Raw genomic sequence first — 12,146 nt, 5'->3', positions numbered from 1 at the left:
TCCCGCGCAAAGGCTATGGCGATCCGGCGGCCGATACCCCGGCTCGCCCCGGTTATTACGACAGAATGAGTTTCCTGGGATGACAAGAGTGTTAAGTTTAGGTGAGTTAGAGTTGGTTGATTGACTGTTTGGTATTTTGCGTAATCGGGGTAATACGGGCAGGTATCGGTAGTCCCGACAAACAAATAACGGATAACGAACCCGCTACCGCACGCCCATAAATTTGTGTGTCTGCAAGCTGATGCCCCACTTGGGATGTTCCTTCACATAGTCGATGATCAGCTCCACGGCACCCTCCTTTTCCCATTCAGGCTGAAGCAAAAGCTGGGTGCTTTCGGGACATTTTTCGGCGTTCTTCTCGGCCCATTCCAGATCTTTACGGGTCAGTACCACGACTTTTAGCTCATCCACATAGGGAAAAATATCGTCGATGGGCTCCTTAAAGCGCTTCGGGGACAGGGTAATCCAGTCCAGGTAGCCGGACAAGCGAGAGGACCCGCTTGTTTCGATGTGCGTTTGGATCCCGGCCTGTTTCAGCTTGAACGTCAGCGGATCCAAATCATGCAACAGGGGCTCTCCCCCCGTAATAACGGCAAATTCCGCCCCGCTGTCTTTAGCCCGCTCTACGAGATTTCCCACTGTCTCGCGGGGATGGGCGTCTTCATCCCAGCTTTCCCTGACATCGCACCACCAGCAGTTGACGTCACAACCCGCCGTGCGAATAAAGTAAGCCGGACGTCCGCTGTGCGCACCTTCGCCCTGGATGGTATAGAAATCCTCCATCAGCGGGTATTCCACCGCATTCATCTCATCGGTAATAATTAGCGCCTCCAGCTGGTCCCGTGATTTAAACATGTAACAAGTTTCGTCTTTATTATCTGTGCGCCTAAAAATAGCCATTATTTAAGATAATTAGAACCGTTAAATCACATCTTGTCTTAATGAAGGATCCTTGCTATCATAAGTACGTAATACAACCGCCGGTAAACTGTAGCTATTCATCAGGTCAACCTATAAAAAAATTCAAGGACATGCGTACTCTACCATCGAGTACTATCTCGGGGAATAGTTCTTTATTTCACAATACCCCTTATTCCTCATCCTCGGTATATTCCACCCAGCAGGTATCCGTTTCCCAAATCGTAATATGTAAATGGATACCTTCGGGGATACGACGTTTCGTTTCTTTATATATAAATTCTGCAATACGTTCGGCAGTGGGATTGACAGGCAACTCCTCATTGAGCACCGCGTGATCCAGTCCCCCTTTTTCGGATCCCTTCGCCGCCCATTTCAGTTCATGGAAATCACATACCATATCCGCCCGGTCCAAATACTTCGAGGGATTGAGTTTTTTCGACTTTGCCGCTATATGCACTTTGTAACTGTGTCCATGCATGCGTCCGCATTTCCCGTCATATTCCTCCAGGAAGTGAGCCGCGTCAAATTTGAATTCGGTATGCAGCGTCCATGTGGGCATATTGATTATTCCTTGTCATTATATATTCAGAGGAGTTTGAAAGACCAGTCCCGAAGCATCGGGAAAGATCAAGGCCAGAGGGTAAATTGGTATCGCAGCATATAGCCTCTCTGTGCGGATTTCAACCGATCGGTAACACAGGCATTGGACAAAGACCGGTATTGCAAAGCCCTCAATATATGATTTTCACTCATTGCTTTTCCCTTTTCTCTTCTCCTTGCTTTTGCTAAACATCCACTCATAGAGCGTCGGATCGCGGTAGGCCTGGACCCAGGCCTCAACATGTCCCGCATCCGGGTACTCGGTATACCCCGGGCTCCCGCCCGCCAGTTGAATCGCCTCGACCATCGTCCGCGAGTACCGGACATCCACCGCCTGGTCTTCTGTCCCATGAAAAACCCATATCGGCATCTCTTTCAACAAAAAGGCCCGGGCGGCGTCCCCGCCCCCGCAGATCGGTACCGCCGCGGCAAACTTGCCGGGAAATCGTTCAATCAGGGCAAATGTTCCGAATCCCCCCATCGACAGTCCCGTCACATACAGCCGATCGGCATCTACCGCATACTCCTCCTGCAGCCGCTCGAGCAGCTCGATCGTCAGCTGCATCGGCTCAGTAGGCGTCTCGCGCATGGGAGCCACAAATGAAGAAGAAATAGAATCGCTGTCCAGGTCGAGCCAGGACCAGTATTCGCCTTCCGGCACCTGGGGCGCCACGACAAAAGCGGGATACTGCTTCCTGAAACCGGGGTCCGCAAAATGATGGACGCCCCATTTGAGCTGGCTGAAGTTATCGCTGCCGCGCTCCCCAGCCCCGTGCAAAAACAACACCAGCGGGTAGGACTTGCTCGAATCGTAGTCGGCGGGCTTCATCATGCGATAGTTGAGCTCATTGCCCTCCCCGTTCTCATAGGTATGGGCCTTAAAGTCGGTGATCTGGGCCATGGAAACAGCAGGTAAGCTGATTAACAGTAACAAACCCGGGAATAATACTTTATTTACATTCATAATTCATTTGTCATTCATTACATATTCCGGCGATACTTCCCGCCTACCTCATACAGGGCTCCGGATATTTGTCCCAATGAAGCCACCTTGACAGTCTCCATCAGTTCTTCAAAGATGTTGCCGTCCGCCCGGGCCACCTGCTTGAGCCGCGCGAGGGCTTCCGCCGCTTCCTCTTCATTGCGATCCCGGAAGGACTGCAGGCTGTCGATCTGCTGCTCCTTCTCCTCCGTGGTAGAGCGGATGAGATCCACTTCTTTGTCCTCTTCAGCGTGCTCACCCTCTTCACTTCGGAACGTGTTCACCCCGACAATGGGAAGCTCTCCGCTGTGCTTTTTGGATTCATAGCGCAGGCTTTCATCCTGGATCTTGCCCCGCTGGTACATGTGCTCCATCGCCCCCAGGACGCCCCCCCGTTCCGTCAGACGATCGAATTCGGAGAGTATCGCCTCCTCCACCAGGTCGGTCATCTCCTCGATAAAATAGGAGCCCTGGTTGATGTTCTCGTTCCTGGCGGTGCCCATCTCCTTGTTGATAATAAGCTGGATGGCCAGGGCGCGGCGGACCGACTCCTCGGTGGGCGTCGTGATGGCCTCGTCATAGGCATTGGTGTGCAGGGAGTTACAGTTGTCATAAACGGCCAGGAGCGCCTGCAGCGTAGTGCGGATATCGTTAAACTGTATTTCCTGGGCGTGCAGCGAGCGTCCGCTGGTCTGGATATGGTATTTCAGCTTCTGGGAACGCTTGTTCGCCCCGTATTTTTCCCGCATCGCCACCGCCCAGATGCGCCGCGCCACCCGGCCGATCACCGCGTACTCCGGGTCAAGTCCGTTGCTGAAAAAGAAGGACAAATTATGGGCAAAGGTATCGATATCCATGCCGCGGGAGAGATAATATTCCACGTAGGTAAAGCCGTTGGCCAGCGTAAACGCGGCCTGGGTGATCGGGTTGGCCCCGGCCTCCGCAATATGATAGCCCGATATGGATACCGAATAATAATTGCGCACCTCGTGGTCCGTAAAATACTGCTGGATGTCCCCCATCATCTTCAGGGCAAATTCCGTCGAGAAGATACAGGTATTCTGGGCCTGGTCCTCTTTGAGGATATCGGCCTGTACGGTGCCGCGCACCACCGAAATCGTCTCCTCCCTGATGCGGTTATACGTCTGCTCGTCGACCAGCCGGTCGCCGGAGACACCCAGCAGTCCCAGGCCCAATCCGTCACTGGTCCCGGGCAGCTCGCCCCGGTACTGCGGGGGAGCCGCGCCCTGCTCATCGAAATGCTTTTGAATCTTTTGGCGGGCCTCTTCCCACTGCCCGTTTTCTTTCAGGTATCGCTCCACTTCCTGGTCGACCGCGGCATTCATAAACATCGCCAGGATCATCGGGGCGGGACCGTTAATGGTCATGGATACCGAGGTCTTTCCGGAGGTCAGCTCAAAGCCCGAATACAGCTTCTTCATATCATCCAGCGTACAGATACTGACCCCCGAATTCCCGATCTTCCCGTAGATATCGGGGCGATGGTCCGGGTCTTCCCCGTACAGGGTCACCGAATCAAAAGCCGTAGAAAGGCGGGCGGCCGGCATCCCCTCGCTCAGGTAATGAAATCGTTTGTTGGTACGTTCGGGCGTCCCTTCCCCGGCAAACATGCGGGTAGGGTCCTCCCCCTCGCGCTTGAAGGGAAACACCCCGGCGGTAAAGGGGAAATAGCCCGGCAGGTTTTCTTTGAGTGCGAATTTCAGCTGTTCTCCCCTGTGCCGGGTTTTGGGCAGGGCTACGCGGGGGACCTGCAGTCCGCTCAGCGACTCGCGGAACATTTCGTTTTTAAAGGTTTTATCCCGTATCTGCACCTCCACCTGTTCCTGCCGGTACTGTTCATACAGCTCATCCCACTCCTCCAGAATCTTCCGGCACCTTGCGTCCAGCTCACCGAGCCAGTGCTCGCGCATCTTTTCAAGCTTCTCCCTGAAGCCGGCTTCTCCTCTCCCTTCTCCATCTCCTTCCGAGTCCCACTTCTCTGCCTGCTCGAGCGTCCCCTCCACCTGGTGTAGCCGGTCGGCCGCCTCCACCTGCTCTTCGGTCCACCGATGATAGTCGCGTACGGTTTCTGAAATTTCCGTCAGGTAGCGCTGGCGTTTGCCCGGGATAATCGCCTGGGTCTGCAGATCCTCCGCCGGCTCGGGGTTGGTATAAATCGCCGGCTCCCAATCCAGCCGGTAGTAGTCGTTAATCTCATTGACCAGCGCTTTAAAGAGACGATTCACCCCCTTGTCGTTAAACTGGGCCGCAATAGTCGGATACACCGGCATATCACCCGCATCGAGCTCCCACGCCCCGCGATTTCGTTTCATCTGCTTGCGGACGTCCCGAAGCGCATCGAGGGAGCCTTTCTTCTCAAATTTATTAAGTACGACGAGATCCGCCAGGTCCAGCATGTTAATTTTCTCGAGCTGGGTAGCCGCCCCATACTCGCTGGTCATCACATACAGCGAAATATCGGAAATATTGACGATCTCCGTATCCCCCTGACCGATGCCGCTGGTTTCCACAAGGACCAGATCGAAGCCGGCCGCTTTGCACATTTCGATCGCTCCCGTAACGGACGTGCTGGTCGCCCGGTTGGAGGTGCGGGTGGCGAGACTCCGCATATAGACCCGGTCCGGGTCCAGGTTGTTCATTCTGATGCGGTCGCCCAGCAGGGCACCGCCGGTTCGTATTTTCGAAGGATCAACGGAGATGACGGCGATGCTCAGCTCCTCGAATTCTGTCAGAAAACGAAGGATCAATTCATCGGTTAGGGAGCTCTTTCCGGCCCCGCCCGTGCCCGTAATGCCGATGACCGGTATGGGGGCAGCGGTCTCCGGCGGCGACACCGGCTCGCCTTGTCCATCCAGCAGCTTGCCGTCCCGGAAGCTGATCATCTCATCGTGCCCGTTTTCAAGGGCCGAAATACAGCGGCCCATGATCTTGTGATCTTTCTTGCGGATCCGGCCGACGTCGACCTCCTCCAGTTTGGCCGTGTCAAAATCGCACTGCTCCAGCATGTAATTCACCATCCCCTGCAATCCCATGGTACTGCCATCTTCAACCGAGAAAATCCTGCTCACGCCATAATCGTGCAACTCCCGGATTTCCTCTTCGACGATGACCCCCCCGCCCCCGCCGAACACCCTGATATGCGAGGCACCGCGCTCGGCCAGCAAATCGACCATATATGTAAAGTATTCCATATGTCCCCCTTGATACGAGCTGACGGCAATGCCCTGGACATCCTCCTGGATAGCACAGTCCACGATCTCCCGCACCGACCGGTTGTGTCCCAGGTGAATAACTTCGGTACCGCTGCTCTGCAAGATACGACGGATGATATTGATGCTGGCATCATGTCCGTCAAAGAGACTGGCAGCCGTCACAAAACGGATCGGGTGATCCGCTTTATAGATATCGGCCTGACGGTCGCCGGTTTTCTCTTTCGTTTCAGCGGCAGCGGGGGATTTTATTTCCGGGGAACCCTCGCCATCGGTTTCGGACTTTTTTTCCGGTGTCATCGTATCTTCAGACATAGGTTATGTTTTTGGCGTCGATTTTTTAGTCTTATGGCTTCACATCGAAAGATCATCATGCTTTTTACTACCATTCCTTCGATCAGTCGAAATCAATCCCCTGACGTTTCATGCCGGAACCGGTACCAGCGTGATTCAGGACCTGCCGGATCACCTGCTTCCTGCTTGCCTGTCTCCGACTATTTCGGATAGCCCTATCTGGTGCCTTTCTAACGCCCCAGGTACTATAAATATTGAATTGAAAAAGTAGTACAGGAATATAGCTGTAGCGCTATCTATAAACGTTCAACAGTCAGCAGCCTTCTGTAAGATAAGAAATTCACAGCTTTTTATTGAGCCGAAATCGTCTGACGTTCCCTGCGTCTCCTACATCCGGCAAGCCCCTGTCGGTCGGTTATTTGATCCTTATTATTGGCTGGAACCTATTTTTGAAGCTATGGACCGGAGGTCCCTTCCTGCCTTTGCTTCTCCTTCAGGGATGGTCCCTCTATCTTTCCGCTCAGCGGATTTGAAAACCCGCCGGACACCAACCGGGCAAGGTTTGAGAGGGTACGCGGCATGCCCAGGCCGGCGGGACAAACGAGATAGTTCGGTCTCCACTCCGGGTGGAATTTCTCCTTATAGGCGCGAACCGTCCTGTAGCCGTAAAGATTCTCGCCATAGGTGTACACAAAATTCGCCACCGTATTCCAACGGGAGGAAAAAAAGTGCTCATCCCTGCCCGAAAAGGGCGCCATCCCCAGGTTAAACCACTGGTATCCCTGCTTGCGTCCCCATACCATCGCTTCCACCATCATGAAATCAATTATGCGATGAGGCACCTGCGACCGGTAGCGCAGCAGATCGGTAGAGATCTCCTCCTGACGGCCACTTCGCAAAATATTGGAGAACGCCACCGGACGTCCCCCTTTCCGGACCAGGGCGATCGGAAAGTTTTCCAGGTATTGTTCATTAAAATGACCGACGGCAAAACCGTTCTCCCGTCGCTTCCGGTTTTTCATATTTTCGTCTGAAATCCTTCGCAAGGTAGACATCATGGCGGAGGCCTGTCCGGGGGGGAGCAGTTCCCACTGATACCCGGCCTCCGCCATCTGCCGATGGTTATCCCTGACAGCGGGATCTGGACTTGTTTCATCAAAAGAGGTGAGGTCGACCCGTCCCTCTTCCCCGATATTGAAGAAGGTAAGCCCCAGATCCATATAGTACTCCAGGTAATTGCTGCCCACCTGGTAAAAAACGGGCTTCGCCTGGGACTCCGAACAATGTTCATAGAACTGCCAAATCAGTTCTTCCGCCTCTTCCGGGGGCCCCACGGGATCGCCAAGCACAATCCAGCTTCGTCCCTCTCTCCTGAACATCACAAACGAGCGGCGGGATTCGCTGAAGAGCAGCTCTTTGTCCCCAAGCAGCGCGAGGTTACTCAACACCCGGTCCGATTCAGCAATAATTTCTTTGGCCCGGTCGATCTTATTACCGGCAACAGAGATATCGGGACGGTTGGGACGCAAAAGCTTGATCAACCCGATGATAACGGCGAAGCCAAAGGCCGCCACCATTGCGCGCAGGTAGCGCGGTGCATCGCCCGTCAGGGTAAACTCCCACCAGAGATCACTTTGATACTCCACATGCTGGTAGGCGAATGCCCCAAGCCAGGCCGCACTGATAAGTACCATAAATATCAACGTCAGCCATTGCGCGGAATACCGGCCGGAGAAGAGAGAAGTTTTGCGGTGAAACTCTTTGCGGCAAGAGATCAGGGCCGTTAACATCACAGCCAGTATGGAGGCTTCCTCGTAATCGGCCCCCTTCAGCAGGGAAAAAAGGATACCGAACACAAGCAGTCCCACCGTCAGATGATAAGCGGCATCCACCCGGCGCTGCAGGGCGCCGGCCAACACCAGCAGGGCCGCCCCTACCAGACTTGCAAAAAAATGAGACATCTCAATGACCGGCAGCGGAATGGCATGCTGAAGCCACTGCATCCTCGGTACTTCCGAAGGCAGAGCGCCCGAAAAAAGCAGAATAGCGCCCCCGATAAATACCGAAAAACTCAGGACATGCGGCACGACCCGGGGCACCCAGTCCGTCGCTTTTTCGCCCAATTGCTGAACCGCCTCCCGGTTCACCTGGTACTCCTGGTAGCCCAGTACGATCAACGCCACCAGCAGGGGAAGAATGTAATAAATGATGCGATAGACGACTAAAATGCCGAGCACCTGCGAGGCCGGCATGAAGTTGGACAGGTAGAGCAGCATCACCGATTCAAATACCCCCAGTCCCCCGGGCACCTGGCTGAAAAGTCCCGCTATCTGAGCGAGCAGGAAGATTCCTACAAAACTGAAAAAACTGATTTCCCCTCCCGGGAGCAGTACATACAAAACCGCGGCCGCCATCAGCCAGTCGACCGAAGCGATCGCTACCTGCTTCACCGCCAGTTTCAGGTTGGGAAAGGTGAAGGACCAGTCGTTATAGGTGAGCTCCTTTCGGACCTTCGCGCTGGCCCAGACATACCCCACGACCATCATCAGCAGCAGAATGCCCAGGACCCGAAACGACAGGTAGGGGATCACGACCTCGCCGGGCATCTCAGGAGTGGCAAACAGCAGAGCCAATCCTCCCACGGCACAGAAACCGATCCAGAGCGTGAAAGCGCTAAAGCCGACAATCTGGGTTACCTGCATGCCTGAAAATCCCCAGGCCGAGTAAATCCGGTACCGGATCGATCCCCCGGTAAGGAGCGCCATTCCCATATTATGACTGAACGCATAGCCCACATAGCCAGCCCGTATGATTTTGCCCGCTTCCAGCCGCTCCCCGATATACTCCAGTCCCAGCGCATCGTAGCCCGTGAGAATGACGTAACTCAGAAATGAGAGGAACAGGGAGATCAGGATATAGAGATTCGGGATCTCCGAGAGCTGGGCGGTGATCTCAGAGATCTGGTAATGCCGCAGCTCCTGGTCCAGGTACCAGAGGGCGAAGCCGAAAAAAATAATGCTGATAAACGGCGTTAACTTTTTAAGAATCTTCTTCATCAAAAACCGTAAGAGGTTATGCTGCTTGAATTACCGTGAAAAAGAGATCGTCAGATCGCCCGTCATGCCTTCTTCCACCGGAACCTCCCGCTGGATGAAGTATGGTTCGGGGGCCCGGAAAGGCGAAACCTGGCCAAAATCCCATTGCCCGTTCCCGTTTTGGTCCCGGTAAGCGATGACCGTATAATTGAGCGCCGGCAGCGAACCGATTTCGGCCTCGCCGGTAAAGACTGTATCCCGCCTGATATCCGATTCTTCATTCCTGATTTGTAGGACAATGTCCTCTTCCCCCGTCGTATCTTCCGTTGCCACATGGAGATTCCCCAACTGGGATTTATTCCAGATCCGGGGCTGTAGCTTGCGGTAATCCTCAATAATAGGATCCCAAATCCGCAGTTCGTAATCCATTTTTTCCTGCCAGAGGGTGTCCGGGGCGATCTTTAAGATATTATCCCGGATTTCCACCCTTGGCCACGACTCCACCAGCTCCGATCCCTCCACCACCTTCAGAGAATCACGTATTATCGGTTCCTCAATAGGCTTTGCGTAAATGACTTCCACGGTGTCGGCGGGATAATAGCCGGTCAGGTTATTGCGGGTGATAATGCGCTGTATCGTGGTATCTTCCTGGGCCGACCCGGTAAACGTCTGGGAGTATTCGGCCACTCCGTTGCCGGCTTCATCTACAATCCCCCGGGTATCGAGGGAGTAGCTTTGCGATTCTGACAATGCCTGCTCGCTGTGGGCAAACAGGACGAAAGGATCATCCGGCGTGACATAAAGCGGGACGGCTTCTGTCAGGGCATTCCCGAGGGTATCCGTGACCGTAAGGGCCGAGCTGTCCGTCAGCTGGATATTCTCGCTGAAGCGCATCCGCATTCGCTGCGATGAAAAAAGTCCCACGCCCTGCAACACAGGCTTCGTCGTATCAACAGCCGTCACAAAGATCGTCCCCAGCGTATCTTCCCCGGCTTTGGCAAGCTCCATAAATTCCCTGTTAAAAGGCTGGGCTCGCTCCTGCTCGGGCTCCCATATTTTATTGCGGTTGCGGTCGTCCACCCAGAAGGCTTTGTACCGGCCCGGGCTCAGGTATTCAAACTGGAAAGAGCCGCTGGTATCCGTGGAAGCGATATAGTTGGCTGTCCGGGTGAGGTCCACCGGCTCGCGGTATAGCAAAATACGCTGATCTTCATTGCCTTCCCCCGTCCCGGCATCAATCACACGACCAAAAAGCTTGCCCTCGTCGATCTCGGGTCCCGTCGAGACCGCTGTTTTATGCGGGGATGCCATATCATTTCCGTTCGTATCCTGAAGATCCGTTTCTATGGTTACAATCAGCGTGGTGGAATCCGGGATCTCCCGGGTGAATACCACCTCCACCGACTTGCGTCCCCAGTCCAGCTCATACTCGATGCCGATATCCGGTTCCACCACGATCGCCTGCGGCAGGGAGGAACGCTCCACGAACTCCGAAAAATGAAAGACAATACTGCGTTCGCTGAAATTCGTAGTGCCGGTCTCCGGCTCGGTTCTGACAATAGTGGGACCTTCCTCGTCCCGCGGACCGCCCGTAGGTGAGGAGGGGGTGGCGCAGGCGCAGAACAGAAGCGCGACGGCCAGCGCCGGACCAATTAAAACCGCTGTCATCTGATGGTTATTCACTGAATGGTCATTCCTTCATTTTCTATTTCCCGTCAAAGATACAAATTTTTCGATCTCTTTTTGACTGATAATCAAAGGGGCAGATTCCCGATGGAAGATGACAGAGCAGTCAAAATTCAGAATCCAGCATTCCAAATACGAGATAAAAGAGAAACAGGTTATCAAGATTAACAATTGCAATAGCTCCATTTATCCATCGGACTGCATAGTTAACCAATCATCGGTGTACCTATTTAAGACAAGCTCCGAACCCAGGTCTTTCTCCTTCATAAAGACCTGTGCAAAACCGTTGTTTTGCCCAATCTCTGCATATTCGCGATTTCAACATCCTCACCTGTAGTCTATATAATATACTCTGCATAATATACTCTGCGGTTTTGAAATCGCTCAGGGGTTGGTATTTCCCGATGCTTCGGGACTGGCTTTTCAAAGACCTCTCATACTTTAAAACTTTGAACTTCACGATCTTAACACCAAAAACACAACGGAATAGTTACATCTTATCCGTTGTATTATGTATCTTGACAAAAACATAATTTAATACACTGCTAATATGAACCTCGTTCATCCCCGAAAACAACCGTCTCTGCTGGAACACCCCGCTATCTACACTGATTTTTATGAACTGACAATGGCGCAGGGCTATTTTCTGGCGGGACGAAAAGATGAACGGGCGTGCTTCGACTATTTTTTCCGGGACCTGCCGTTTGACGGGGGCTATGTCGTCTTTGCCGGATTGTCGGATCTGCTTGCGATCCTCGATGATTTCCGGTTTCACGGAGATGAACTGGATTACCTGTCCGAGCAGGGATTCCGGGAAGAATTTTTGCGTTACCTGCGGGATTTCCGGCTCAAGATTGATGTGATGGCGCCGCGGGAAGGCGAGCTCGTCTTTCCCTATAGTCCCATTCTGCGGGTGGAAGGCTCAATCATAGAAACGCAGCTGCTGGAAACCCTGATCCTTAATATTCTCAACTTCGAATCACTTATTGCCACCAAGGCTTCGCGCATGAAGTATGCCGCGGGCGACCGCAAGGTGATCGACTTCGGACTTCGCCGGGCGCAGGGCTACGGCGGGATACAGGCCAGCAAGGCCGCCATCATAGGAGGAGCGGAAGCCACCTCTAATACCTATTCCTCTTTTGTACACGGCACTCCTGCCAGCGGGACGATGGCCCATTCGTGGATTCAGTCGTTTGAGGATGAGCTCACCTCTTTCCGGAAATATGCGGAATTCTATCCCGATAGCTGTATCCTGCTGGTGGATACCTACAGTACCCTCGAAAGTGGAATACCGAATGCCATCACCGTGGCCAAAGAGCTGGAAGAGAAGGGACACCGCCTGAAGGGAATCCGGCTCGACAGCGGGGACCTGGCCTACTTTGCCCGCAAGGCGCGAAA

Annotated in this window: 7 protein-coding genes; 1 reads left to right on the top strand and 6 read right to left on the bottom strand. The window is 53.6% G+C overall.

Features of this window, described 5'->3' with window-relative positions:
- Nucleotides 1–204 precede the first annotated feature (204 nt).
- The 6 genes from ACESLU_RS06315 to ACESLU_RS06290 all read right to left on the bottom strand — a co-directional run bounded on the left by ACESLU_RS06315 (nt 205) and on the right by ACESLU_RS06290 (nt 10,730).
- Nucleotides 205–855, bottom strand: coding sequence for a 7-carboxy-7-deazaguanine synthase QueE (locus ACESLU_RS06315; RefSeq protein WP_372636708.1), 651 nt, complete (start codon nt 853–855; stop codon nt 205–207).
- A 235-nt stretch (nt 856–1,090) separates the two neighbouring features.
- The gene (locus ACESLU_RS06310) at nt 1,091–1,480 is read right to left on the bottom strand and encodes a 6-pyruvoyl tetrahydropterin synthase family protein (RefSeq protein WP_372636706.1); all 390 of its coding nucleotides are present in this window, start codon (nt 1,478–1,480) and stop codon (nt 1,091–1,093) included.
- Nucleotides 1,481–1,666: 186 nt separating this feature from the next.
- The gene (locus ACESLU_RS06305; protein WP_372636703.1) at nt 1,667–2,485 is read right to left on the bottom strand and encodes a prolyl oligopeptidase family serine peptidase; all 819 of its coding nucleotides are present in this window, start codon (nt 2,483–2,485) and stop codon (nt 1,667–1,669) included.
- Between the two features lie 17 nt (nt 2,486–2,502).
- Entirely contained in the window at nt 2,503–6,048 is a 3,546-nt protein-coding gene (locus tag ACESLU_RS06300; protein WP_372636701.1) for a methylmalonyl-CoA mutase family protein, read from the bottom strand.
- 434 nt (nt 6,049–6,482) lie between these two features.
- Entirely contained in the window at nt 6,483–9,083 is a 2,601-nt protein-coding gene (gene mprF / locus ACESLU_RS06295) for a bifunctional lysylphosphatidylglycerol flippase/synthetase MprF (protein ID WP_372636698.1), read from the bottom strand.
- A gap of 30 nt (nt 9,084–9,113) precedes the next feature.
- Nucleotides 9,114–10,730 (bottom strand): Ig-like domain-containing protein, encoded by a 1,617-nt coding sequence (locus ACESLU_RS06290; RefSeq protein WP_372636695.1) that lies wholly within the window; start codon nt 10,728–10,730, stop codon nt 9,114–9,116.
- A gap of 568 nt (nt 10,731–11,298) precedes the next feature.
- Between ACESLU_RS06290 and pncB the strand changes: the two genes are divergently transcribed.
- On the top strand, nt 11,299–12,146 hold an 848-nt coding region (gene pncB, locus ACESLU_RS06285), incomplete at its 3' end, for a nicotinate phosphoribosyltransferase (protein WP_372636692.1).

This window comes from Fodinibius sp. (assembly GCF_041642155.1).
GTDB lineage: Bacteria > Bacteroidota > Rhodothermia > Balneolales > Balneolaceae > Fodinibius.
Note: the sequence above shows the minus strand (reverse complement) of the source record. Positions and strands in the feature narration are given on the sequence as shown.

What these genes read in the sequence shown, in the direction of transcription:
- ACESLU_RS06315 (WP_372636708.1), bottom strand. Translation starts at nt 855, where the DNA reads ATGTTTAAATCACGGGACCAGCTGGAGGCGCTAATTATTACCGATGAG.
- ACESLU_RS06310 (WP_372636706.1), bottom strand. Translation starts at nt 1,480, where the DNA reads ATGCCCACATGGACGCTGCATACCGAATTCAAATTTGACGCGGCTCAC.
- ACESLU_RS06305 (WP_372636703.1), bottom strand. Translation starts at nt 2,485, where the DNA reads ATGAATGTAAATAAAGTATTATTCCCGGGTTTGTTACTGTTAATCAGC.
- ACESLU_RS06300 (WP_372636701.1), bottom strand. Translation starts at nt 6,048, where the DNA reads ATGTCTGAAGATACGATGACACCGGAAAAAAAGTCCGAAACCGATGGC.
- mprF (WP_372636698.1), bottom strand. Translation starts at nt 9,083, where the DNA reads ATGAAGAAGATTCTTAAAAAGTTAACGCCGTTTATCAGCATTATTTTT.
- ACESLU_RS06290 (WP_372636695.1), bottom strand. Translation starts at nt 10,730, where the DNA reads ATGACAGCGGTTTTAATTGGTCCGGCGCTGGCCGTCGCGCTTCTGTTC.